Genomic DNA, 24,465 nt, shown 5'->3' with positions numbered 1-24,465 from the left:
AAAGTAGGCATTCGGGGTGGGGCGAGTACCTTTGTAAAGAGAAGCCAGGAGGTAGGAGCCAGAAGCCAGGAGGTAGAAGTATAGAGTTGTTAGCTCAGACGCAGTTCTGACTACCTATTTTACTCCTAGCTTCTAGATTCCAACTCCTATTTCCTGGCTTCCAGCTCCTAGCTTCTTCCCGCAGAATGACCTTCGACCTCGTAGCCAACGACCCCCATAGTAAAGCCCGCGCCGGCGTCGTACACACCGACCACGGCGCCATTGAAACGCCTATTTTCATGCCTGTGGGCACGGCCGGCACCGTAAAAGCCGTGCAGCAGCGCGACCTGAAAGACGATATTCAGGCCCAAATTATCCTTGGCAACACCTACCACCTCTACCTGCGCCCGGGCCTGGAGGTACTTAGCAAAGCCGGCGGCCTGCACAAATTCAACGGCTGGGACCGGCCCATCCTGACCGACTCAGGTGGGTACCAGGTGTACTCGCTGTCGGGTACGCGCAAAATCAAGGAGGAGGGCGTGAAATTCCGCTCCCACATTGATGGTAGCCAGCACCTGTTTTCCCCGGAGGGTGTCATGGACATTCAACGCACCATTGGGGCCGACATCACCATGGCCTTCGACGAGTGCACGCCCTGGCCCTGCGAGTACGACTACGCCGCCCGCTCCCTCGACATGACTCATCGTTGGCTGAAGCGCTGTATTGCGCGCTTCGACAGCACCGAGGGCCACTACGGTTACTCCCAAACCCTTTTTCCGATTGTGCAGGGCAGCACTTTCAAGGACCTGCGCGTGAAATCAGCGGAGTTTATTGCCGAGCAGGGCCGCGAGGGCAATGCCATTGGCGGCCTGAGCGTAGGCGAACCGGCCGAGCTCATGTACGAAATGACCGAGCTAGTCTGCGACATCCTACCCCAGGACAAGCCGCGCTACCTCATGGGGGTCGGCACGCCGGCCAACATTCTGGAAAACATTGCCTTGGGCGTGGATATGTTCGACTGCGTGATGCCCACCCGCAACGCCCGCAACGGTATGTTGTTCACTACCCAGGGCATTATGAACATTGCCAACAAGAAGTGGGCTGACGACTTCACGCCGATTGACGAGGAGCTGGGCGGCTACGTCAGCACGTTTTACTCTCGCTCCTACGTGCGCCACCTCTTTCACAGTAAGGAAATGCTGGGCCCGCAGATTGCCTCCATTCATAACCTGACCTTTTACCTCTGGCTAGTAAAGCAGGCCCGCCAGCAAATCCTGGCCGGCACCTTCCGGGAGTGGAAGGACCGGATGGTAAAGCAGGTGATGACGCGGTTGTAACAGCATGTTTCAATCACACAGAGTTCTCGCACGCTTCCTGCTGATCCTAAGTATTATTTGCTATGTAGGTGAAGCCATGTTTTCTGTGCTTTACCTGCACTACACATTTGATACTTGGTCCTGGTCTTTACTGCTGACTCTTTATCGTTATTTGCCAGTAGTATTATTGACGTTTGCTACCGTGATGCTACTAGGTTACGTGACAAGGCTAGGCAAACAGTCTATATCCAGTCTTCACCCAGCACATTACTTTACCGCTCCTGCACGACGCACAGTTGTTGCGGCAACACTTGGCTTCGTAATAGGTGTTACGTATGCTGCCTTTGTTCCAACCAGCTCTTTTCGTACTTACTATGCGTTTCCGGCGCTAGGCCAGTTCAGTAGCGTTTGGATTAACTCAAGCATGCCTAAGCTTCCTACACCATACGCTCTCGGCTCTGGTAGCATGTTGGGTATACTATGGGCACTACGCCTTTTAGATAAACGTTGGCAGCGAAAACTATCTTCGTTAAATCCGGAGACTGATAAATGAAGCTGCTCGATAAATACATTCTGAAGAAGTTTCTCACCGCGTTTTTCTTCACGGTGGTGCTGCTGGTGTCGGTTATCTGCGTGATTGACTTCACGGAGAAGAATGATGATTTCCTGAAGCACGACCTGGGTGCCTGGCAGATTCTGACGGAGTACTACGTGAACCTGTTCCCGTACTTCGCCAACCTGCTCTCCCCATTACGGTGTTTATTGCGGTGGTATTCGTGACGGCCCAACTGGCCTCGCGCACGGAGGTGGTGGCCATGCTGGCTTCGGGCATCAGCTTCAAGCGGTTTTTGCTACCCTACATTATGGGCAGCGCCATTTTGGGTGCCCTCACGATGGCCATGACGGGCTGGTTGATTCCGATTGCCAACAAAACCCGGGTACGGTTCGAGAAGGCCTACATCAAGAATCCCTACCGCTTTGATGCGCGCAATGTGCACATCAAAATCGGGCCGAAGAGCTACGCCTTCATGGAGAGCTACGACAACGTGAACAACGTGGGCTACAAGTTTGCGCTGGAAACCATTGAAGGCACGCTGCTCAAGCGCCGCATGACGGCCGAAGCCATCACCTGGGACTCCACCAAACGGGCCTGGAAGCTCACGCCCCAGGTAATCCGCACCTTCAACGGCGACAAAGAAACCCTGCAGAGTCTGCCCGCCCGCGACACCACGCTTAACCTCTACCCCAAGGACTTTGCTAGCACCTACCGCCTGGCCGAAACCTTGACCCTACCCGAACTCAACCGCTACATCAACCAGAAAATAGCCCGCGGCGCCGACGACACGCAGGTGTACCTCAGCGAAAAATACGAGCGGTACGCCTACCCCTATGCCATGTTCATCCTGACAGTGATTGGGGTGATTATGAGTGCGCGCAAGAGCCGGGCCGGCGTGGGCGGGCAAATTGCGTTGGGTTTCGTGTTGGCCTTCGTGTTCATCATTTTTGTAATTCTGAGCCGCAACCTGGCCGCCGTAGGTACCCTCTCGCCGTTGCTGGCGGCCTGGGTGCCTAGTTTAGTTTTCACCCTGATCGGGCTGTTCCTCTACCGGGTAGTTCCGCGCTAACGGTGAGATAGTGAGATAGTGAACTGGTGAGTTGTTTTGTCGGCGCTATCGGCGCAGGTAGCGCCAACCGCACGTCAAACTCACCCTTTCACTATCTCACCAGTTCACCACTTCACGATATGCTCAAAGACTACCTCCGCCTGCATTTTATAGTGTTGCTCTGGGGCTTCACGGCCATTCTGGGCAAGCTTATTTCCTTGCCGCCGGTGGAGCTAGTGTTCTGGCGCACGTTGCTAGCGGCCGCGGGGCTGGCCGGATTGGTTGTGGCCCGGCGGCAGTCCCTGTGGATGCCGGCCGGCGAAGCCCTGCGCCTGCTGGGTATAGGGGCGCTGGTGGCCACGCACTGGATTACTTTTTTCCTCGCGGCCCGCATGTCGTCGGTGAGCGTGTGCCTGGCGGGTCTGGCCACGCTGGCCCTCTGGACTTCCCTGCTGGAACCCTGCTGCTGTGGCGGCGGGTGCGGTTTTATGAGGTAGGGCTGGGGCTGCTAACCATGGTGGGGCTCTACCTCGTGTCGCAGGCCGAGCTGGACCAGTTGGCGGGCCTACTGGTGGCCATTGTTTCCGCGGGACTGTCGGCGTTGTTCAGCGTGTTCAATTCCAAGCTGGTAAAGCGCCACACGCCGCTTCGCCTGACCTTGTACGAAATGACCGGAGCCTGCCTGAGCATTGCCCTGTTTATGCCCCTGTACGGGCGTTATTTCACGGAGGGCCGCGGCGTACAGTTGGCACTTTCGGGCTTCGACTGGCTGTGGCTGCTGGTGCTGGCCGGCGTGTGCACGGTGTACGCCTTTTCTACTTCCGTGGAGCTGATGAAGCGCATTTCGGCCTTCGTAGTGAACCTGACCATTAACCTGGAGCCGGTGTACGGCATCATCCTGGCCGTGCTCATGTACACGCTGCGCATTCCCGGCTTCGGCCAGGAAAAGCTCTCCACCAAATTCTACCTGGGCACTGTCATTATTCTACTGAGCGTGCTTATTCACCCCATCATCGAGCAGTGGAACCGCCGCCGCATTCGCCCCAAAGAAGCCGCCGACGTGCTGGTAGGGTAGGCGGTGAGTTGGTGAATGAGTGCAGCGGTGCAATGTTCTGGCGAGGAAGCCCGACGCCGCCATCCGTCCTGGCAAGTGTACTACCCCTACTAACGTAATAAGTCCTTACCCCCAGCACGGACGTAAGGGCTTGTCATGTTGGTAGGTTGGCTAGAAAGGAAAAAAGGATGGCTTCGTTCCCCTCGCCATGACACTTCACTCACTCACCGCTTCACTATTTCCAGAGGGTAAGGCGACTAGCGGAACGCAGCACGAGAGCAAATTTCTTCACGCAGACGCTGTGCCTGTTACAACTGCCCGTCCCAGACCTGGTACCCGGCTGGCAGCTGCATAGTGGGTGGCACCTGTAGGCCCGGAAACAGCCCGTACACCGCCGATCCAGAGCCCGACAGGCTGGCGTAGGCTGCGCCAGCCGCGTACAGCGCCGACTTAAGTTCACCGAGCACTGGGTAGTGTGGCGTCAGGGCCTCTTCAAAATCATTACTGACGGTAGCGCGCCAGGTTTCCAGGGGCTGAGCCAGGGTCGCGCGTAGGTCGTGGCGTGGGGTGCGGGCTTGTACGCGGGCGTAGGCTTCGGCAGTGCTGATGTGCAGGCCGGGGTAGATGACTTTACAGGCCGTACCGCTCAGGTTCAGGCTGATTTCCTCGAACACGTCGCCCTTTTCGTAGGCAAAAACCGGCTTATTGCGAACGAAAAAAGCACAGTCGGAGCCCAGGCGGCGGGCGTAGCTTTCCAGTGCCTCGGGGGTAGGCCCAACTGAAACAGGTCACTTAACGCCCGCAGCGCAAACGCGGCATCAGCAGAGCCGCCGCCCAATCCGGCCCCGATGGGCACTACTTTATGCAAATGCAGGTGTACCGGCGCCAGGTTGAAATCGGCGCGGAGCAGCTCGTAGGCCCGCAAACACAAATTGGTTGCCGGCTCACCGGGAATAGAAATTCCGGTGAGCGTCAGGGTAGTTTCGGGGGCGGGCAGCACTTCCAGCGCGTCGGTCCAGGGTAGGGGCACAAACACCGATTCGAGGTTGCGAAACCCGTCGGGGCGCTGGCTGGTGATGTAGAGGCCCAGGTTGAGCTTGGCGTTGGGGAAAACGAGCATACGGGAAGGCGGAATATAGCGCAAGCTAAAGCCCTGGCCGGCGAGAAGTCAAACGCCCACTACAATTCCCCGTATTTTCGTCCTTATGTCTGCCGCCGCAACTTCCTCCTGGTACGCCCGCCGCGGTAAGCGCCTGCTCGACGTGCTGCTGGCCGCGCCGCTGTTGCTGCTGGCCGTGCCCGTGCTCTTGCCGCTGGCCGCCGCCCTGGCCGTACAGAACCGGGGAGCCTGGCTGTTTCGGCAGCGCCGACCGGGGCTGCACGGCCGCGTGTTTCTGTTCTACAAGCTCCAGACCATGACTGGGCAGCGCGATGCTCAAGGCCAGCTGCTGCCCGATGAGGCGCGCCTACCCCGCCTGGGCCGCTGGGTGCGGGCCACCTCTCTGGATGAGCTGCCCCAGCTCTGGAACGTGCTTCGCGGCGACCTAAGTCTGGTGGGCCCGCGGCCGCTGCTGGAACAGTACCTGCCGCTGTACTCGCCAGAGCAGGCGCGCCGCCACGCCGTGCGGCCGGGCATTACGGGATGGGCTCAGGTGAATGGCCGGAATGCCATCAGCTGGGAGCAGAAGTTTGCCTATGATGTCTGGTACGTCGACCATTTGTCGTTTCGCCTTGACATGCGCATCCTGTGGCGTACTTTTCGGCGGGTGCTGAGTGCCCACGGCGTTACCGCGGCCGGCCAGGCCACTACCACCGCTTTTACGGGTACTGCCGTTTCTCCTGATCATCCGCCTGCCGCATGAGTACTGCTTCCGCTGCTTCCGCTCCTACTTCGTTGCCTACCCAGTTGCCGCGCTTAGCTATTGTGGGCGCGGGCGGCCTGGGCCGGGAGGTAGTGGTGCTGGCCCGGCAGATTAACGCCGTGCGCCCCCACTGGCAGCTAACTGGTTTCTATGATGACCGCGCCCCCGCTACCCCTGCGGTGCACGGGCTACCCTACCTCGGAACCATTGCGGCCCTGAATGCGGAGTTCGAGCCCCTACACGTAGTCGTGGCCGTGGGTAATAGCCGCAGCCGGGCCGCTGTGGTAGCCCGGCTCACCTCGCCAACACTCACGTTTCCGATCCTCGTCCATCCTGGTGTGGCGCTGCAGCCGGAGCAACGGGTGCAGATCGGGGCCGGCAGCATCATCAGCCAGGGCTGCATCCTGACCTGCGACATTGTGCTGGGCCGGCACGTGCTGCTCAACCTGGGCTGCACCGTGGGGCACGATGCCGTGCTGGAAGACTTCTGCTCCTTGATGCCCCACGCCAATGTGGGCGGAGAAGCGTACCTGGAAACGGGCGTGTACTTGGGCACCAATGCTACAGTCATTAACCAAGTGCGAGTGGGAGCTAACGCCATTATAGGAGCCGGAGCAGTGGCCGTGCGCGATGTTCCCGAGAATTGCACGGCCGTAGGGGTGCCGGCCCAGGTAATCAAGCGGCATGAATAGTTGCCGTTCATGCTAGGCATCATGTCTGGTCCGGTTTTTTAACCGTTCTTTTGCGCTAGCGAGTTTTGGCTGCTTTGCCAGCGGCCGCTTTTCCTTCTTTCCTTATGCGCAGTCAGGATTACGACCGATTATTCCTCTCTCCTCCCCACCTCGGCCGTCATGAGCTTAACTACCTGCATAAGGCAATAGAGGATAATTGGGTGGCTCCCGCGGGCCCCAACCTAGATGGGTTTGAGCGCGACATCTGCGAGTTTACCGGGGCCCAGCACTGCGTAGCCCTAACCTCCGGCACGGCCGCTATCCACCTGGGCTTGCGGCTGCTGGGCGTAGGCCCTGGCGACGAGGTGCTCTGCCCGTCCTTTACGTTCGTGGCCACGGCCAACCCTATTCTGTACCTGGGTGCCACGCCCGTTTTCATCGACAGCGAAGCCGAAACCTGGAATATCTGCCCCCAGCGGCTGCGGGAAGCATTAGAAGAACTACGTCGCCAGAACCGTCGGCCCAAGGCCCTTATCCTGGTGCACCTCTACGGTATGCCGGCCCGGCTGCGCGAGGTGCTGGCCATAGCCGCTGAATTTGAAGTGCCCGTTCTGGAGGATGCTGCCGAAGCCCTGGGCTCCCGCTACGAGGGGCAGCCTTTGGGTACTTTCGGGCAGGTAGGCGTTTTCTCCTTCAATGGCAATAAGATTCTGACGACCAGTGGTGGCGGTGCCTTAGTCACCAATAACTCAGATTGGGCCCGCAAAACCCGCTTTTGGGCCACGCAAGCCAAAGATGTGGCCCCCTATTACCAGCACTCGGAGCTCGGGTATAACTACCGCCTTAGCAACTTGCTCGCGGGCATCGGCCGGGGCAAATGGAGTTGCTGGAAGACCGAGTAAAAAAGCGCCGCGAGATTTTCGCCTGGTATCAAAAGCACTTAGCCAATATCCCAGGCCTACGTTTCGGGCCGACTGAACCCGCTGGCGGCCGCTCCAACCGCTGGCTTACTACCCTGCTATTCGACCCCGAGGAAACCAGCGTCACGCCCGAACAACTGCGCCTGCACCTGGAAATGCACAACATCGAAAGCCGCCCGCTTTGGAAGCCCCTGCACCAGCAGCCGCTTTTTGTGGCTACCCCAGTTTTCGGCGGAAGTATCAGCGCTGACCTGTTCGCGCGGGGGCTGTGCCTGCCTTCCGGCTCCGCCATGACAGATACTGATTTACAACGGGTAAATTCTGCCATTCGGACCCTCTTCGAAGCTAGTTAGACCAGCCCAAATGGTATATAAAGTTCAATAACCAGTATTTAACGCACAAAAGCTGAGTGGAGTAGTATAAAACAAAATCTCAGGAAAAGGCCCGCATTAGCCTTGCGCGGGCCTTTTCCTGAGATTTTGATTCTAGCAGCTCGCTAGGCTACCTCCTTTTTAACTATTTATACCCTACCGAAGGGCTTGTGCCAAATCAGCCAGCAATTCCTCTACCGGCTCTATACCTACTGACAGCCGTATCAGCCCCGTGCTGATGCGTAGTTGCTGCTGCTGTTCCGGCGTCAGGTAGCGGTGCGAGGTACCCAGGGGGTAGGACATGGACGAGTCGACTCCCGCCAAGGAAGGCGCAAAGGGGAAGCGCTGGCTCCGGTGCATGAAGCGGTTTACTACCTCAGTCTCATCGGCTAGCAGGATGGAGAGCATGCCCCCAAACAATCCGCTACCCTGAGCCTGGGCCAGGCCATGCTGTGGGTGGTCAGGCAACCCGGGGTAGTACACGGCCCGCACAGCTGGCTGCTCTTGTAAGAACTGAGCAAGGGCGAGGGCATTGTGACTGTGCTCACGCATACGCAGGCGTAGGGTTTTCAGTCCCCGTACGGCCAGCCAGCTTTCCATTGGGCTTAGGGTCAAGCCGTAAAGTATGCTGATCTGCTTTAGCCGCGCGGCCAGCTCGGGGTCAGTGGCTACCACTACCCCAGCGGTTACGTCGGAGTGGCCGGCTATGTATTTAGTCACACTGTGCATCACTAAGTCGGCGCCCAGGGCCAAGGGGCGAGTCAGCACCGGAGAGGCAAAGGTGTTGTCAACTACCAGCTTCAGCCCGTGCTGATGACACTCAGTAGCAAGCCGCTGCAAGTCTGCTACCCGCAGTAGCGGGTTGCTGATGGTTTCGGCCAACACCACCCGCGTAGTAGGCTGCACGAATTGCTCCAACTCATACAGCTGCTCAAACGGCACATACGTCACAGTAATGCCCATGCGGCTCAGTTCCTGATTCAGCAGCGACGAGGAGCCCCCGTAAATGTCGGCGGCACACAGCACATGGTCGCCCGTCTGGCAGCACGCGGCTAAGGCGGCGAAAATGGCGGCCATTCCGGAACCAGTAGCAATGGCCCCGGCTCCACCCTCCCACTGGTTTACTGCCTCCGCTAGCTCATCGGAGTTGGGGTTGCCGTTGCGCGAGTACATGTACCGGCTGCCTGGCTCCCCAAAGTACTGTTCCAGCTCGTTTAGGTCTTCGAACTTGAACACGGAAGTTTGGTAAATCGGGGTGATTTTGGGGTGGATGTGCATGAACGGAACAGGCTGGGTGGGCCGTAGAGAAAAGGAGGTGGGAAGGGATGTACTTGAAAAAGAAAAAGCCTTTCCGGCAAAGGAAAGGCTTTTTCTAGAGGAGTTTGCCAGCGTTATGCCGAAGCACCTTCAGCCAGCACAATTACGTTGTTGCGCAGCACTTCGACTACCCCGCCTTCAATGCGAAAAGTAGTAGCGCCACCATTCAGCACGATGTCGCCAGGCTGCAAGGCTGAAATAAGCGGGGCGTGGTTGTTAAGAACCTCAAACAGGCCATCGGCACCCGGAAACCGGGCCGACGTAACCTCGCCTTCAAACACTTTCCGGTCCGGCGTGATGATTTCCAGATGCATCTTTTTGGAATTATAAATTAAAAATGAAGAATGAAGAATTGACAGTTAAAGCTCGTTCGACCATCCGTTCTTCATTCTTCATTTTTAATTCTTAATTGATAATTCTACTTGGCTTCCGACATCAGCTTCTCGCCTTTCACCACGGCATCCTCAATGGTGCCAACTAGGTTGAAAGCCGCCTCGGGCAAGTGGTCGTACTTGCCGTCGATGATTTCGTTGAAGCCTTTGATGGTGTCTTTGATGTCAACCAGCACACCTTTCAGGCCGGTGAACTGCTCAGCTACGTGGAAGGGCTGCGACAGGAAGCGCTGCACGCGGCGGGCGCGGGTTACCGTCAGCTTGTCTTCTTCGGAGAGTTCGTCCATACCCAGGATGGCGATGATGTCCTGCAGTTCTTTGTAGCGCTGCAAAATCTCCTTTACGCGCTGGGCGGTACCGTAATGCTCCTGGCCTAGTACCTCTACCGACAGAATGCGCGAGGTCGAGTCCAGCGGGTCTACTGCGGGGTAGATGCCCAGCTCGGCAATCTTACGCGACAGTACGGTGGTAGCGTCCAAGTGAGCAAACGTAGTTGCCGGAGCCGGGTCAGTCAAGTCATCGGCTGGCACATATACTGCCTGCACCGACGTGATGGAACCGCGCTTGGTAGAGGTAATGCGCTCCTGCATGGCACCCATTTCGGTAGCCAGCGTGGGCTGGTACCCTACGGCCGAAGGCATCCGGCCCAGCAGAGCCGATACTTCCGAACCCGCCTGGGTAAAGCGGAAAATGTTGTCGATGAAGAACAGGATGTCGCGGCCAGCACCGGTGCCATCACCGTCGCGGAAGCTTTCAGCTACCGTCAGGCCCGAGAGGGCTACGCGGGCCCGGGCTCCGGGGGGTTCATTCATCTGGCCGAACACGAGGGTAGCCTTCGAGTCTTTCAGGGCTTCGGCGTCCACTTTCGTGAGGTCCCAGCCACCTTCTTCCATCGAGTGCTTGAAGCCTTCGCCGTACTTAATTACGTCCGACTCCAAGAATTCGCGCAGTAGGTCATTGCCTTCGCGGGTACGCTCACCCACGCCAGCAAACACCGACAGACCACCGTAGGCCTTGGCAATGTTGTTTACCAACTCCATGATGAGTACGGTTTTGCCTACGCCGGCACCCCCGAACAAACCAATTTTGCCGCCCTTTACATACGGCTCGAGCAAGTCAATTACTTTGATACCCGTGAACAGTACTTCCGAGGAAGTAGCCAGGTCTTCGAAAGCCGGGGCATTGCGGTGGATGGACAGGCCACCCTCGCTCTGGGGCTGCTCGATGCCGTCGATGGCATGACCAATCACGTTAAACAGACGGCCGCGCACACCTTCGCCGGTGGGCATGGTGATGGGCGAGCCGAGGTCACGAACTACTGCGCCGCGGGTCAGGCCCTCGGTCGAGTCCATGGCGATGGTGCGCACACGGTCTTCGCCCAGGTGTTGCTGACACTCCAGGATAACTACCTGGCCATTGTCTTTTGTCACTTCGAGGGCGTCGAGGATGTTGGGAAGCTTGGAGCTTTCACCCGCGAAGCTTACGTCCACGACGGGACCGATAACCTGGGTGATTTTGCCGGTATTCGCCATTGCGTTTTGTATATGGGGATGGGTGCAACGTTTCAGGACGCAAAAGTACAGCTTAATCCCGGCATTGCCAAAGCGGGTTAAAACCCAGCTTCGCCAACTTTTTTTTCCGGCTCTGAATACCTGAAAATCAGCCAAAAAACTCTGCCCTTGCCGAATCAGAGGGCTACTTGAAAGAAAAATTTTCTCCCAGAAATTTGCCTTGAATAAAAGCTGCTGTACATTTGCACAACCAAACGGCACACCCACACCGGTTACTGCTTGGAAATTGTCCGATGGTGTAACTGGCAACACGCTTGATTTTGATTCAAGAAAGTCCAGGTTCGAGCCCTGGTCGGACAACCGACAACCCCAACGCGAAAGGCGCTGATTCTTCCTGCATCGGAAGAGTCAGCGCCTTTCGCTTTTTCTATTTTCCCCCTCTTCCCTTTCCGTCATGTCACAGCAGGTAAAGATTTTTGCGGGTAATGCTTCCCGAGAACTGGGCGAACAGATTGCAGCCGCTTACGGCACTCCCCTCGGCGACCTGAGCATTCAGCGCTTCGCCGATACGGAGCTGGGCCCCAGCTTCAACGAAAGCATCCGGGGCTGTGCCGTATTCCTGATTCAGAGCACTAACCCGCCCGCCGAAAACCTGATGGAGTTGGCCTTAATGGTGGATGCGGCCAAGCGAGCTTCGGCCTATAAAGTCAACATCGTGATGCCCTATATGGGCTACGCCCGCCAGGACCGCAAAGACAAGCCGCGCGTGAGCATTGGCGCGAAAGTGGTAGCTAACATGATTCAGAGCGTGGGCGCTGACCGCATGATGACCTGCGACTTGCACGCCGGCCAAATTCAGGGCTTCTTCGATATTCCCGTGGATCATCTGGATGGGGCTACCGTCACGGCACCTTATATCCAGTCTTTGAACCTCGACAACCTCATTTTTGCCTCGCCCGATGTAGGCGGGGTAGTACGCACGCGGGCTTTTGCCAAGAAGTTTGGGGCCGAAATTGTCGTCTGTGACAAGATGCGCCTGCGAGCCAATGAAATAGCTTCCATGCAGGTTATCGGCGACGTGGCCGGCATGAACGTAGTGCTCGTGGATGACATTGTGGACACGGCGGGTACCATCTGCAAAGCGGCCGAGTTGCTCATGGAGCGGGGCGCCAAGTCAGTACGCGCCGTTATTACCCACGGCGTACTCAGTGGCCCAGCCCACGAGCGAATTCGCAATTCCGTTTTGGAAGAGCTCGTGATTACCGACACAATGCCTCTAAAGGAAGAGAATCCTAAAATTAAGGTGATTTCCGTGGCGGGTCTGTTTGCGCAAGCCATTCGTAATGTCGTAACTCACGAATCCATCAGCTCGCTGTTTGTGTAAAAGCCAAAGTCTGTTTCGTTATTCCTGATTATATGGTATTACTATATGGTGTGTCGCCTCTTATCCTCTTCTACCCCTTTATCCTGGCTATTCTGGCAGTAGCCGGGTTCCTGGCCTTGCGTTGGCTGAGTGCAGTCACTTCTCTGCGGGAACTGGCCCGACGGCTACTTATTCTTGCCGCGATTTGTGGCGCCTTCTACTGGTCAATAATCGGCTTGGTGATATGGTCTAACTGGTAAGTTAACAACAGTTGCCGGTCCGCTCTTTCACTTTTATTGGTGTAAGGCAAGTAGAAAATCTATGATAACATCTTATCTTTGCGGCCCGTTTACCTGCTGTGGGTAAGCGTTTTTTCTTCAAAAGAACACGTTTTATGAAAAGCCTCGAGATTGTAGGGTTTAAAAGAGCGAATCTCGGTAAGAAGGATGCCAAGGCCCTGCGCCTGGAGTCCTACGTACCGTGCGTACTGTACGGCGCTGGTGACCAAGTGCATTTTTCGGCCCCGGCCATCCTGTTCCGCGAACTGCTGTACACCCCCGAAGTGCACATCGTAGAGCTGAACATCGAAGGTGACATCCGTCGCGCCATCGTGCAGGACTCGCAGTTCCACCCCGTGAACGAGATGCTGCTGCACGTTGACTTCCTGGAGCTGCAGGAAGGCAAAGAAGTGAAAATGGACGTTCCCGTGAAGTACGTTGGCGTATCGCCGGGCGTACTAGCTGGTGGTAAGCTGGTAAGCAAGCTGCGCAAAATCCGCGTGAAGGCTTCGCCCGAAAACCTGCCCGACTACGTGGAGGTTGACATTTCAGACCTGGGCTTGGGCAAATCCATCAAGGTGAACAAGGTTGAGCCCAAGGGCTATTCCATCCTGACCAACCCGCTGGCTCCCATTGCTACTGTAACCATCCCGCGTGCTCTGAAAGGCACCCTGCAGGCTGACAAATAAATCACGGATTCAGACGGATTTCTCGGATTACACGGATTTCGTGCTGAGTAATACCGTCCACCGAAAAGCCGTCCTGCTGGCAGGACGGCTTTTTTTGTGAGCCGACCTACCGTGTTTAGTGCGGCTCGAACAGCGGGGCTGAATATATTTCGGCCCCAGAATTTGTGTGAATTCGACTTTTAATCCGCGACAATCCGTGAGCAAGTTTCTTGTGCTGTGCCTGGGCAACATCGGGCCGGAATACGCCGACACCCGCCACAATGTAGGGTTTATGGTGGGCGACTACCTGGCCCGCAAGCACGAGGCCGCGCCGTGGGCGTTGGGGCGTCATGCCTTTACCACCGAAATCAAGCACAAGGGCCACACCTTCGTGCTGGTAAAGCCCACTACCTACATGAACCTCAGCGGGAAAGCGGCCGCGCACTGGCTTAGTGTCCTCAAGCTGACCAAGGAGCAGATGGTGGTAGTAACCGACGACTTGGCCTTACCCTTCGGCAAGCTCCGGTTGAAAGGCAAAGGCTCCGCGGGCGGGCAGAACGGCCTCAAGCACATTCAGGAAACACTAGGCACCGACGAGTACGCCCGCCTGCGCTTCGGTATTGACTCCAGTTTCAGCAAGGGCCGGCAGGTAGACTACGTGCTCAGCCCCTTCTCCGCGGATGAGCAAATTGACATCGAAGGCCGTCTGGAAAAAGCCGCCGAAGCAGTGCTGCTGTTCGGTACGGTAGGCCTGGAGCGGGCCATGAATGTGGTGAATGTTAAATGAGTAGGGTTAAGACAGAAAATTAATCACTTTCACTCCCCCTACCACCACGTAGAATAACAGCAGTAATAACAGCACAACACCAAGGAATCTGGTTATCAATTGGTGCCTTTGTTCGTTGTTAGAACGCAATAGTTTGACACCACCCCATATTATCGCTATTGGTAAAATCAAGTATAAAAGGATTGCTAAGATCATAGCAATCAAAAACGACCCTGCTTCCATTGTAGCCAATAACAATAAGATGGTGTTTGATCTGTTTTAATAGAACATAGTCAAGTATCGTAACCCAATCCGTTTATAAAAAAGCCGGTCGCCAAGTTGAATACCTTGGCGACCGGCTTTTTTATAAGCTTAAACAGTAGAACTATGCCACGCCGGAGCCGGGGCGTACGTGACTGCTCGGCTGCATCAGGCTTAAAGAACCGTCGGCGTTTTCGGCCATTAGGAGCATGCCTTGGCTTTGGATGCCCTTGATTTCGCGGGGAGCCAAGTTGAGCAGCACTTGTACCTGCTGGCCTACCAGGGCTTCGGGCAGGAAGTGTTCGGCAATGCCCGACACGATGGTGCGGGGCTCTTCAAAGCCTAGATCAACGCTGAGCTTGAGCAGCTTCTTGGTTTTAGCGACTTTCTCCGCGGTTACGATGGTGCCCACGCGCAGGTCCATGGTCTGGAACTGCTCGAAGCTGATGTCCTCCTTGGCCGGGGCCGAAACGGCAGCGGCTAGCTCGTTGGCTTTCTTGGTATCTAGCAGCTTTTGCACCTGGGCTTCTACGGTAGCGTCTTCGATTTTGGTGAACAGCAAAGTAGCCTCCGCTAGCTGATGACCAGCAGTTAGGTTATCGGGGCGGCCAGCTTGCTGCCAAGTACCTTTTTCGATGTTGAGCATGATGCCCAGGCGACTAGCGGCTGTGGGTAGGAAGGGCTCTAGCAATGTTACGAGGCTAGCGGCCAATTGCAGAGCGACATGCAGCACCGTACCCGTGCGCGCCTCATCCGACTTGATGAGCTTCCAGGGCTCCATATCGGCGAGGTACTTATTGCCCAGGCGCGTCAGGTTCATCAGCTCGTTCAGGGCGTCGCGGAAACGGTAGTTGTCGATCAGCTCCCCGATGCGTTGCGGAAACTCCTGGAGCTGGCGCAGCACTTCCTCGTCTTCGGTAGTAAAGCCCACGGCGGCGGGCACTTTGCCCTCAAAGAACTTGTGCGTCAGCACCACGGCCCGGTTCACGAAGTTGCCCAGGTTAGCCACCAGTTCGTTGTTGTTGCGGGCCTGAAAGTCCTTCCAGGTGAAGTCGTTGTCCTTGTTTTCGGGGGCGTTGGCGCAGAGCACGTAGCGTAGCACATCGGCCTGGCCGGGGAAATCCTGCAAGTACTCATGCAGCCACACGGCCCAGTTGCGGCTCGTGCTGATTTTGTCGCCTTCCAGGTTCAGAAACTCATTGGCGGGCACGTTGGTGGGTAGAATATAGTCGCCGTGGGCCTTGAGCATCGCCGGGAAGATGATGCAGTGGAATACGATGTTATCCTTACCGATAAAGTGCACTAGCTGCGTGCCTTGGTCCTTCCAATAGGTTTCCCAGGTGTCGGGTAGTAGGTCTTTGGTGGCGGAAATGTAGCCGATGGGCGCATCAAACCACACGTAAAGCACCTTGCCTTCCGCCCCTTCTACTGGCACGGGTACGCCCCAGTCCAGGTCACGGGTAACGGCGCGGGGCTGCAAGCCCTGGTCAATCCAGGATTTACACTGGCCGTACACATTGGTTTTCCAGTCCTGCTTGTGACCTTCCACTATCCACTCGCGCAGCCAGGGCTCGTACTGGTCCAGGGGCAGGTACCAGTGCTTGGTTTCGCGCAGCACGGGCTGGTTGCCCGAGAGCATGGAGCGTGGGTTGATCAGTTCGGTGGGGCTGAGCGAAGTGCCGCACTTCTCGCACTGGTCACCGTAGGCGTTGTCGTTACCGCAGTTCGGGCAGGTGCCCACGATGTAGCGGTCAGCCAGGAACTGGTCGGCCTTTTCATCATAGTACTGCTGCGAGGTCTGCTCAATGAACTTGCCTTCCTCGTAGAGCTTCTTAAAAAAACCGCTGGCTACCTCGGCGTGCGTTTGGGAGGAAGTGCGGGAGTAAATATCGAAGGAAATACCAAAGTCCCGGAACGAGTCGCGGATGATGGCGTGGTACTTATCCACTACCTGCTGGGGTGTGACGCCTTCCTTCTGAGCCCGAATAGTAATCGGTACGCCGTGCTCATCAGAGCCGCAAATGAATTTTACGTCGCGCTGCTGAGCGCGTAGGTAGCGGGCATAAATGTCGGCCGGAATGTACACGCCAGCCAGGTGGCCGATGTGTACCGGACCATTGGCGTAGGGCAGCGCGGCCGTAACGGTGTAGCGTTGGGGAGCAGAGGGCATATCGAGCAAAAACTATTTTTCAGGAAGCGCCCGGTAGTACCTACCGGACAAGGGGAGTGCAAAGGAACAAGTAAAATGAGGAAAGATGCTGCGGCAGCGTGATTCCGTGGGCGTCAGAATGCGGCCGTTTACATCAGGTGAGCGGCTTATGCAGCCGCAAAATTCGGGGTCATCTATGGAAATAGCTACGAGCTTCTCTTTTCAACAAACAAGTCAGGCTATAAATCCTTCTATATTTAGGCTACCTACTGTAGCGTTCCACCGTATTTGAGCTAGCACTTCTCTCCTCATTTCTGCAGTCATGAAAAACTCCGATCAGGAACAGCCCGCCAAAAAGGCTAAAAAGGAAAAAGACCCCACCGAAAAAGCACAACGCAAGGCGGCCAAAGCTGCTAAGTCGGCTACTTCGGTTATTACTGATGCGCGCCCCAGTAAAAAGGCGACTCAGAAGAAAGCACTCAAAATTGCCGCCAAGCAACTTCAGAAGCAGCTTGACAGCCGCATTGACGAGGTAGTAAAACGGATTCGCAAGGAAACGAAAGCCAAGCTTAAGGAGGTAGTTCAGGATGCTACCCGCCGGCTGGATGTAGACATGGAGCAGCTATTTGAGCAAGCCTTGCACACCATCGTTCGTCATCATGAGGGCGGTACGCTCGCCGCTTCCGACAGCGTTTCCACTTTCTCGGATTCACTCACGTCGGAGTCCACCCCTGCTGCTACCCCTTCATCAGGGGCTGGGGCCCGCCCCGCCGCACCACGCGCACGGCCTAACGGAGCGGTAGCAGCTAACGGCTCAACTACCCAAGCCGCTACGGCCCGACCCAACACCAAAATAGCGGCCGTACGACCAGCGCCGACCCGCTCGCGCCCTGCCGTGAAAAAAAACGCGCCTAATGCTACCCCCGCCCCAGACTCCGACACGAATTCTGATGGAGTAAGCCTGTAAAAATCTGATTTCTACACCGAAAAGGCCCTGCAACTAAACTGAAGTTGCAGGGCCTTTTTGGTGTACTGGCGTGTAGTAGCCTCTTTCCGGCTCACTGCCGGGGCAGGCGCAGAGTGTCGGCTGGGGCGCCGTTGAGGCGGCGCAGACGGGTTTCCGGCGGGGTTGTGTTGTTGTCGTTGGTGTTCAGGCTTTCGGGGCGCTTGCGCGAATTGATGCCACTGGCCTGCTCCCGAATGGCTACGCGGCCGGGAGTAGCATCGGGGACGGAGCCACCGTAACCGGCATTGCTGTTGTAGGCAGCTTGGCGGTCGGCATCGGTTACAATGCGGGTAGGTGGCCGTTGCACGGCGCTTTCCTCACCGGTAGTTTCCTGGGAGGCAGTGCAAGCCATCAGCAGGGTTAGCAGGGGTAGTAAATAGCGGCTGGAGGCAGACAGGTTCATAACAAAAAGCAAAGAAGCCCGCCTGGCATAGGTGGGCTTCTTTGCTAACGAACTAGCGGCCGGGAAGTTGACCCGCTACCCCTGAGTTGCCGCCAAGTCGGCCTGAATTCCGTTCCAGAGGGCCACGCGGGCCTGCATACAGCGCGTAGCCACCGTGGCAGCCTCCTGCCAGCGTTGGGCATCATCACCGCACAGCTCGCGCACCATCTGTTGGGCCAGTGGAGTGTGCACTTCCTCGTCAAGCTGAATATGACGGTCGAGGTAGTAGGTGAAGGTATCGAGCTGACCGGGGAAGCGCTGGCGCAAATCGTGCACGAGATGACGGAACATATCCGGAATTACATCCTCGCGGCCAAACGTGAAGGCGGCCGCCACCGCGTGAGGCTGGCCCGAACTGATAATGCGGAAAGTGTCCAGCACAAACTCCCGAACCGAAGAGGGCGCCTGAGCCTGCTCTAGGGCCGCCGCCACGGAAGCTCCCTGGGCCAACGCCGCCAGCAGCCGTTCAATTGGGGCCATATCGGCGCCACATTCACGCATGGAGCGCAAGTACAGCTCAAAGTGGCTGGCCGGGTTGCCCTCGGGGTCCACGTCAGTTTCTTCCTCCAATACAATGTCGTTGATCAGCCGACGGGTAGCGGGGTTGCCGCGCGGTACCCACGGCACGTCCACGCAGGTCAGCTCCCGCTGCAGGGCCTTCAGTAACGACATGAAATCCCACACGGCAAATACGTGGTGCTGCATAAACACGCGCAAGTCGCTTAGGGAGTGCAGCGACTGGTAGACGCCGTGTGCAACAAGCTGCGCGCGGACCGGGGCCAAAGTCTGCTGCAAATCAGCAATGGAATCAGAGGAAAGTTGAGTTGACATGCGTAGAAGAAATTGGGCGGAGCTGCCGCCTTGGCGCCCAAACAAACGAAATGGCCCGCTGGCTTGGATTGCCAACGGGCCACTACAAAAGTACCGGAAGCGGCAGCTTTGTGATATAAGGATGGGTAGTCGGCCGTTCTGCAGTCTTGCCGACTGCCAGCCCGGGTTCATTTTTTACTTCGTCTTTTCGAACACCATGCCGTCGGAGTCCATGCAGTAGCGCTGGCCGGTGGGCTTAGGGCCGTCGTCGAACACGTGGCCTAGGTGGCCGCCGCACTTGGCGCATACCAACTCGTCGCGGCTCATGCCCAGGGTGTTATCGGCGGTTACTTTCAGGCTATTTTCGGTGGCGGGGGCCCAGAAGCTCGGCCAGCCCGTGCCCGATTCGAACTTGGTTTCTGACGAGAACAGCAGGTTGTGGTCGGCGGCGCAGTAGTAGTTGCCCTTCTCGTGGTTGTTGGCATACTTATTCACGAACGGCCGCTCCGTACCCTGCTGGCGCAGAATAAAGTATTGGGCCGGCGTGAGTTGGGCCTTCCACTGTGCATCGGTTTTCCGAATGGGAAACTCATCGGGCTTGCCGGTTACGAGCCGAGGTTTGGGGTAGGCTTTACCGGCTGCGGAGGCCGTGGTAACGGGCCGAGAAGAGTCAGCTAAGTCCATTTTCGCGTCGCGGCTTTTTTTCTGGGAACAAGCCGAGTTCAGCGTCAGGAAGGACAACAGCACAATTAAAAGGGAGGAGCGCATTGGCAAAACAAAGTGAGGTATAAGCAAGCCGCCTACCCCCGTGGGCAGGCTGACAACACAACATACGCAGCTAGCCTACGGTTCGGTCTTACGGCTGGGGCAAGCGGATGAAGTAAGCCGGGGCGGAACCTCAGCAGCCCAAGGAGTTGTCTGTCTTCTCACCACCAGTTTCTTCCCCTCTCAGTAACAATTAATTACTGTCAGTTTTTTGCGCTAAACATTCCGTACCTTTGCGCCCGGAAAAACCTTTGTATGCAGAACATTCGGAATATCGCCATCATCGCGCACGTTGACCACGGCAAGACTACGCTCGTGGACAAGATCATTCACGCCTCGAAGCTTTTCGACGAGCACCAGCAGTTCGACGACCTGATCCTCGACAACAATGATCTGGAGCGTGAGCGGGGCATTACTATCGTTTCCAAGAACGTATCCGTACGTTACAAGGACGTAAAAATCAACATCATCGACACGCCTGGTCACGCCGACTTCGGCGGTGAGGTGGAGCGGGTACTGAAGATGGCCGACGGCGTATTGCTGCTCGTTGACGCCTTCGAAGGTGCCATGCCCCAGACCCGCTTCGTACTGGGCAAAGCCATTGACCTGGGCCTGAAGCCCATCGTGGTAGTCAACAAGGTAGACAAGGAAAACTGCCGCCCCGACGAGGTGCACGAGCAGGTGTTCGACCTTATGTTCAACCTGGGCGCTAACGAAGACCAGCTGGACTTTGTGACCCTGTACGGCTCCTCGAAGCAGGGCTGGATGAGCACCGACTGGAAGGAAAAAACCGACAGCATTATTCCGCTGCTCGACGCTGTAGTGGCTTCCATTCCGCCCGCTCCCCAGCTGGAAGGCACCCCGCAAATGCAGGTTACCTCCCTGGACTACTCCTCGTTCGTAGGTCGTATCGCCATCGGCCGTGTGCACCGCGGTACGCTGAAGGAAGGCGCCAACATGAGCTTGATTAAGCGCGACGGCACCATCAAGAAGGTGAAGATCAAGGAGCTGCAGGTGTTCGAAGGCCTCGGTAAAAACAAGGTTTCGGAGGTTAGCTCCGGCGAAATCTGCGCCGTAACCGGCATCGAAGGCTTCGACATTGGCGACACCCTCGCCGACGCCGAAAACCCCGAGGCGCTGGCTACCATCAGCATCGATGAGCCGACGATGAACATGCTGTTCACCATCAACAACTCGCCCTTCTTCGGTAAGGAAGGCAAGTTCGTGACCTCGCGCCACCTGCGCGACCGTCTGTTCAAGGAAACTGAGAAAAACCTAGCCCTGCGCGTAAAGGAAACTGACCGTGAAGACACCTTCCTGGTGTACGGCCGCGGCATTCTGCACTTGTCGGTACTCATCGAGACCATGCGTCGCGAAGGGTTCGAGTTGCAGGTAGGCCAACCCCAGGTTCTGTTCCGCGAAGACGAGAACGGCAACCGTCTGGAGCCCATTGAGCACTTGGTAGTTGACGTGCCGGAGGAAACGGCTGGTAAGGTTATCGAGCTGGTGACCATGCGCAAGGGTGAGCTGACCATCATGGAGCCCAAGGGCGACCTGCAGCACCTGGAGTTCAACATCCCGGCCCGCGGCCTGATCGGCCTGCGCAACAACGTGCTGACCGCCACCGCTGGTGAGGCCATCATGAACCACCGCTTCTCGGCCTACGAGCCCTACAAAGGCGTGATTCCGGGCCGTATCTCTGGTTCGCTGATTTCGATGGACACCGGTGCCGGTACCGCCTACACCATCGACAAGATGCAGGACCGCGGCGAGTTCTTCGTGGATCCGGGCGAGGAAGTGTACGCTGGCCAGGTTATCGGCGAGCACACCCGTCCTAATGACCTGACCATCAACATCCAGAAGGGCAAGAAACTGACAAACATGCGCGCTTCGGGCTCGGATGAGAACGTGAAGATTGTGCCCAAGCGTCAGTTCTCGCTGGAGGAAGCCATGGAATACATCCAGAAGGATGAGTACCTGGAAGTAACCCCGAAATCGGTGCGGATGCGCAAGATCCTACTCGACGAAAACGAGCGTCTGCGCTCAGCCAAGAAAGTCGACTAAACTCGCGGATGCTAACGGGTGGCTCGCCGCTTAAAATGGGAGCCATTTGTCGAATCACGTACGGAAAAAGGCGCGGCCCCAGGGTCGCGCCTTTTTGCTTATGGGCCTCATCGAATGCTAAGCCGGTTCCGTATCTTCGCTAACTGACTATCTATCTACTCCCTATGGATTCTGAAAACCGCAATAAGCGCGACATACCCGAAGTAGTAGCCGACATCCTGATTACGTTGGACAAGATTTCCGTGCGTCAGGATAGAATGGAACAAGAACTAGGCGGCCTGCGCCAAGAAGTGGGCGGTCTGCGCCAGGAAGTAGGCGGCTTGCGCCAGGAAGTGGGTGGCCTGCGCCAAGAGATGAACCACGGCTTCACGCGCATGGAGAGTGCCTTCAACAACATGACGACGGCCGTGCTGGATGCCATGAACCGGCAGACCGACCGTTACGACCAAGTGCAGACCACGCAGGGCACCCAAGAGGCCGAGGTACGGGAGTTGCGGCAGCGGTTAGAAAACCTGGAAAAGGTGGTATACAATAAAGCTAGATAGAGGAACAATTACCGAATTCAATGAGCAGGGCGCGGTGCAAGCTGCGCCTTTGTGCTTTTGGCCAGTATCGGATGACAAGTAACGCTAAATTGCCAGGCGCCCGATGTGGTAGGGGTAGTACAACTAGTGCGCCGAGGTTTTGGAGAAGAGGTTGATTATAATAACGCCAGCTAAAATCAGCCCGAGCCCTAACAGGGCGGGGCATCCGGAATCTGCTTATAAAATACTACCCCGGCTAGAGTAATCAGCACGACACCAATACCTGACCACACGGCGTAAGCAACGCCCACCGGAATGCTTTTCAACGTCAGGCTCAGAAAGTAGAATGCTACCCCATACCCTACCACAACCACTACGCTCGGCCAGAACTTCGTGAATTGGGCCGAGGCCTTAAGCGCCGTAGTAGCTGCCGTTTCAGCCAAGATAGCCAACAACAGAAAACCCCAGTATTTCATGGCTAGCCGCGTTGAATAGCAAATTCCTGATAGCCCTGCACCGAGCCGGTGCTGACTACTACCTGCTCCACCCGCGCTGCTGGCGGCCCCTGTCGGCACCACGCTTCCAGCGCATCTAAGGCGGCGGCTGGCCCTTCGGCTTCGATGGTTACGGTGCCGTCCTTGTTGTTACGGACGCAGCCCGTCAGTCCTAGCCGGCAGGCTTCTGTGTAAGTACTTTGCCGGTAAAAAACGCCCTGTACTACCCCAGAAACTTGAAAAGTTCGGTGTTCACTAGCTGACATAGAAGAGTACGGTTGTAAGGTTTGGCAGCAGATTTCAATGTCCCACGCCGGGCAGTTTTATCAGGCCCCTCCTGCATACGCCCGCCTTTGGTAGGCGTTGCTGCTAACGGCTGGTTAGGCCCTATAAGCGAGAAGATAACGGCGGCACTCTGCCCTACTCATCATTGCCCAGGTCAGGGTAGCAAAATGGGGTAGCACTACAAACAAAACTGCCTCGCAGGTGGCCGCCGGGGCAACTTGTACCAGCAGGCAGGGTCTAAGCCGCTTCTGCAGGTGCTTACGACAACAGAAGTCGGTGTGCGTACCCTGAGCGGGCCAGCTGCCGTACCTTAGCGTCCTTTCACGCCTCATTACTCCCCTGCTTCGTGCGTTATCTGCTCCGCAATTGCATTATCCACACCGGTCTTACCTTGTTGCGTCATCATGCACTACTCGTGGCCGATGGCCGTATTGAAGCCGTTGTCCCTGAAGTAGTTGCTCCCGACGATGTGCCCGTTGTAGATGGAAAGGGACTGAACGTGGCGCCGGGGCTGCTGGATCTGCAGGTGTATGGGACCGCCGGTAAGCTTTTTTCGGTAGAGCCCAGTCTGGAAGCCCTGCACGCCCTGACGGACCACGCGTTTCGGCAAGGTACCACGGGCATACTGGCCACCATGCCAACTAACTCCCTCGGCATGATGCGGGCCGCTTTGGAGGCGGGCCGGGAGTTTCAGCGGCAGCGGCCGGGCCTGCTGGGCATTCACCTGGAAGGCCCCTACATCAACCCCGCCAAGAAAGGGGCGCACCAGCAGGAGTTTATTCACGCGCCCTCGGTAGCGGAGATTGACACACTGCTTAAGGTGGCCGATGGGGTGTTGAAAATGATGACGCTGGCTCCCGAGGTAGCCACGCCCGCTGTGGTAGCGCGGCTGCGCGAGGCGGGCGTGGTGCTGTCGGCGGGGCACTCCAACGCTACCTACTCGCAGGCAGCCGAAGGTTTCCGCGGGGGCTTCGCGGCGGCAACCCATTTGTTTAACGCTATGTCGGCGCTGCAGGGGCGCGAGCCGGGCCTAGTAGGCGCCATTTACGACGATTCAGCGGCCCAGGCCAGCATTATTGCCGATGGCGTGCACTGCAGTTTTGCCGCCGTGCGCATCAGCAAAAAGCTGCTGGCGGAACGGCTGTTTCTGATTACGGATGCCGTAACGGAAAGCCAGCAGGGCGCCTACCAGTTCCGACGGCAAGACAACCATTTCGTGGACGAGCAGGGCACGTTGGCGGGCTCGGCTCTTACCCTACCCCTGGCTGTGCGTAACTGCGTGGAGCAGGTGGGAATTCCTTTAGCCGAGGCCCTACGCATGGCCTCCCTCTACCCCGCCCGCGTGCTAGGCCTTGACGACCAACTGGGGTACTTGGAAGCCGGCTACACGGCTGATTTCTGGCTGTTTGATGACCACCTAACCCCAATGGCTACGGCTCGGGCCGGGGAACTAGTTTGGCACCTGGAAGGCCAATAATTATTGGCAGCCTCCTCAGGTTCAGCCCAGCATCCACATGCTTCCTACTCTTACCTACTACCCAATTTTTACGGTTTGCAGAGTGGCCCTACCCCAACTTCAGCTTCTTGGCCAGT

General features: G+C 57.0%; 22 protein-coding genes, 1 tRNA gene and 3 pseudogenes. 15 read left to right on the top strand and 11 right to left on the bottom strand.

Annotated elements, in window-relative coordinates; all coding sequences use genetic code 11:
* Nucleotides 1–185 precede the first annotated feature (185 nt).
* The 4 genes and pseudogenes from tgt to MUN84_RS16030 all read left to right on the top strand — a co-directional run bounded on the left by tgt (nt 186) and on the right by MUN84_RS16030 (nt 3,974).
* A complete protein-coding gene (gene tgt / locus MUN84_RS16040) occupies nt 186–1,316 on the top strand; it encodes a tRNA guanosine(34) transglycosylase Tgt (protein WP_244695035.1) in 1,131 nt (376 codons plus the stop codon).
* A gap of 528 nt (nt 1,317–1,844) precedes the next feature.
* Nucleotides 1,845–2,920 (top strand): annotated as a pseudogene (locus tag MUN84_RS16035) (LptF/LptG family permease).
* 119 nt (nt 2,921–3,039) lie between these two features.
* On the top strand, nt 3,040–3,396 hold the full coding sequence (locus tag MUN84_RS24025; protein WP_317238975.1) for a hypothetical protein: 357 nt from the start codon (nt 3,040–3,042) through the stop codon (nt 3,394–3,396).
* Nucleotides 3,309–3,974 carry a DMT family transporter gene (locus MUN84_RS16030; protein ID WP_317238974.1) on the top strand — a complete coding sequence of 222 codons (666 nt, stop codon included), beginning with the start codon at nt 3,309–3,311 and terminating at the stop codon, nt 3,972–3,974. Before MUN84_RS24025 ends, MUN84_RS16030 begins: the two co-directional genes overlap by 88 nt.
* 287 nt (nt 3,975–4,261) lie before the next feature.
* Here MUN84_RS16030 and MUN84_RS16025 read toward each other — a convergent pair whose 3' ends face one another.
* Together MUN84_RS16025 and MUN84_RS16020 are read right to left on the bottom strand one after the other, a co-directional pair.
* Nucleotides 4,262–4,627: a hypothetical protein gene (locus tag MUN84_RS16025; protein WP_244695033.1), complete on the bottom strand. Its 366-nt coding sequence runs from the start codon at nt 4,625–4,627 to the stop codon at nt 4,262–4,264.
* Nucleotides 4,606–5,073 carry a 4-(cytidine 5'-diphospho)-2-C-methyl-D-erythritol kinase gene (locus MUN84_RS16020; RefSeq protein WP_244695031.1) on the bottom strand — a complete coding sequence of 156 codons (468 nt, stop codon included), beginning with the start codon at nt 5,071–5,073 and terminating at the stop codon, nt 4,606–4,608. Before MUN84_RS16020 ends, MUN84_RS16025 begins: the two co-directional genes overlap by 22 nt.
* Before the next feature lie 85 nt (nt 5,074–5,158).
* Here MUN84_RS16020 and MUN84_RS16015 point away from each other — a divergent pair, with 85 nt between their 5' ends.
* The 3 genes and pseudogenes from MUN84_RS16015 to MUN84_RS16005 all read left to right on the top strand — a co-directional run bounded on the left by MUN84_RS16015 (nt 5,159) and on the right by MUN84_RS16005 (nt 7,759).
* Nucleotides 5,159–5,815, top strand: a complete 657-nt coding sequence (locus MUN84_RS16015) for a sugar transferase (protein WP_244695029.1) — start codon at nt 5,159–5,161, stop codon at nt 5,813–5,815.
* On the top strand, nt 5,812–6,507 hold the full coding sequence (locus MUN84_RS16010) for an acetyltransferase (RefSeq protein ID WP_244695028.1): 696 nt from the start codon (nt 5,812–5,814) through the stop codon (nt 6,505–6,507). The genes MUN84_RS16015 and MUN84_RS16010 overlap by 4 nt, the downstream gene beginning before the upstream one ends.
* A 104-nt stretch (nt 6,508–6,611) precedes the next feature.
* Nucleotides 6,612–7,759 (top strand): annotated as a pseudogene (locus MUN84_RS16005) (DegT/DnrJ/EryC1/StrS family aminotransferase).
* A 174-nt stretch (nt 7,760–7,933) separates the two neighbouring features.
* On the opposite strand, the gene MUN84_RS16000 reads toward MUN84_RS16005, so the two are convergent.
* From MUN84_RS16000 to atpD, 3 genes are all read right to left on the bottom strand, one after another.
* Nucleotides 7,934–9,055, bottom strand: a complete 1,122-nt coding sequence (locus MUN84_RS16000) for a trans-sulfuration enzyme family protein (RefSeq protein WP_244695027.1) — start codon at nt 9,053–9,055, stop codon at nt 7,934–7,936.
* A 113-nt stretch (nt 9,056–9,168) separates the two neighbouring features.
* Nucleotides 9,169–9,408, bottom strand: a complete 240-nt coding sequence (atpC, locus tag MUN84_RS15995; RefSeq protein WP_188558813.1) for an ATP synthase F1 subunit epsilon — start codon at nt 9,406–9,408, stop codon at nt 9,169–9,171.
* A 104-nt stretch (nt 9,409–9,512) separates the two neighbouring features.
* Complete coding sequence (gene atpD / locus MUN84_RS15990) at nt 9,513–11,018, bottom strand: F0F1 ATP synthase subunit beta (RefSeq protein ID WP_244695026.1); 1,506 nt, start codon at nt 11,016–11,018, stop codon at nt 9,513–9,515.
* A gap of 266 nt (nt 11,019–11,284) precedes the next feature.
* On the opposite strand from atpD, the gene MUN84_RS15985 reads away from it, so the two are divergent.
* From MUN84_RS15985 to pth, 4 genes are all read left to right on the top strand, one after another.
* A tRNA-Gln gene (locus MUN84_RS15985) sits at nt 11,285–11,357 on the top strand.
* 94 nt (nt 11,358–11,451) lie between these two features.
* Nucleotides 11,452–12,381, top strand: coding sequence for a ribose-phosphate pyrophosphokinase (locus MUN84_RS15980; protein ID WP_188558811.1), 930 nt, complete (start codon nt 11,452–11,454; stop codon nt 12,379–12,381).
* A 373-nt stretch (nt 12,382–12,754) separates the two neighbouring features.
* Nucleotides 12,755–13,327, top strand: coding sequence for a 50S ribosomal protein L25/general stress protein Ctc (locus tag MUN84_RS15975; RefSeq protein ID WP_188558810.1), 573 nt, complete (start codon nt 12,755–12,757; stop codon nt 13,325–13,327).
* Nucleotides 13,328–13,523: 196 nt separating this feature from the next.
* Nucleotides 13,524–14,093, top strand: coding sequence for an aminoacyl-tRNA hydrolase (gene pth, locus MUN84_RS15970; RefSeq protein ID WP_244695025.1), 570 nt, complete (start codon nt 13,524–13,526; stop codon nt 14,091–14,093).
* A gap of 364 nt (nt 14,094–14,457) precedes the next feature.
* Here pth and metG read toward each other — a convergent pair whose 3' ends face one another.
* Entirely contained in the window at nt 14,458–16,503 is a 2,046-nt protein-coding gene (gene metG, locus MUN84_RS15965) for a methionine--tRNA ligase (protein ID WP_244695024.1), read from the bottom strand.
* A gap of 301 nt (nt 16,504–16,804) precedes the next feature.
* Between metG and MUN84_RS15960 the strand changes: the two genes are divergently transcribed.
* Nucleotides 16,805–17,449 (top strand): hypothetical protein, encoded by a 645-nt coding sequence (locus MUN84_RS15960; RefSeq protein WP_244695023.1) that lies wholly within the window; start codon nt 16,805–16,807, stop codon nt 17,447–17,449.
* A 91-nt stretch (nt 17,450–17,540) separates the two neighbouring features.
* Here the strand turns inward: MUN84_RS15960 and MUN84_RS15955 are convergent, their stop codons facing one another.
* The 3 genes from MUN84_RS15955 to msrB form a co-directional block, all read right to left on the bottom strand.
* Entirely contained in the window at nt 17,541–17,891 is a 351-nt protein-coding gene (locus tag MUN84_RS15955) for a hypothetical protein (RefSeq protein ID WP_244695022.1), read from the bottom strand.
* Between the two features lie 75 nt (nt 17,892–17,966).
* Complete coding sequence (locus MUN84_RS15950; protein ID WP_244695021.1) at nt 17,967–18,761, bottom strand: DUF3050 domain-containing protein; 795 nt, start codon at nt 18,759–18,761, stop codon at nt 17,967–17,969.
* A gap of 174 nt (nt 18,762–18,935) precedes the next feature.
* Complete coding sequence (gene msrB, locus MUN84_RS15945; protein WP_244695019.1) at nt 18,936–19,508, bottom strand: peptide-methionine (R)-S-oxide reductase MsrB; 573 nt, start codon at nt 19,506–19,508, stop codon at nt 18,936–18,938.
* 252 nt (nt 19,509–19,760) lie between these two features.
* On the opposite strand from msrB, the gene typA reads away from it, so the two are divergent.
* A complete protein-coding gene (gene typA, locus MUN84_RS15940) occupies nt 19,761–21,569 on the top strand; it encodes a translational GTPase TypA (protein WP_244695018.1) in 1,809 nt (602 codons plus the stop codon).
* A gap of 164 nt (nt 21,570–21,733) precedes the next feature.
* The gene (locus MUN84_RS15935; RefSeq protein WP_244695017.1) at nt 21,734–22,114 is read left to right on the top strand and encodes a hypothetical protein; all 381 of its coding nucleotides are present in this window, start codon (nt 21,734–21,736) and stop codon (nt 22,112–22,114) included.
* A 123-nt stretch (nt 22,115–22,237) separates the two neighbouring features.
* Here MUN84_RS15935 and MUN84_RS15930 read toward each other — a convergent pair.
* A pseudogene (locus tag MUN84_RS15930) lies at nt 22,238–22,569 on the bottom strand (DMT family transporter).
* Between the two features lie 2 nt (nt 22,570–22,571).
* On the bottom strand, nt 22,572–22,853 hold the full coding sequence (locus MUN84_RS15925) for an acylphosphatase (protein WP_244695016.1): 282 nt from the start codon (nt 22,851–22,853) through the stop codon (nt 22,572–22,574).
* A 365-nt stretch (nt 22,854–23,218) separates the two neighbouring features.
* Here MUN84_RS15925 and nagA point away from each other — a divergent pair, with 365 nt between their 5' ends.
* Complete coding sequence (nagA, locus tag MUN84_RS15920) at nt 23,219–24,349, top strand: N-acetylglucosamine-6-phosphate deacetylase (RefSeq protein WP_244695015.1); 1,131 nt, start codon at nt 23,219–23,221, stop codon at nt 24,347–24,349.
* The last annotated feature ends 116 nt before the right edge of the window (nt 24,350–24,465 follow it).

It is taken from the genome of Hymenobacter sp. 5516J-16 (genome assembly GCF_022919335.1).
Classification (GTDB): domain Bacteria; phylum Bacteroidota; class Bacteroidia; order Cytophagales; family Hymenobacteraceae; genus Hymenobacter; species Hymenobacter sublimis.
Note: the sequence above shows the minus strand (reverse complement) of the source record. Positions and strands in the feature narration are given on the sequence as shown.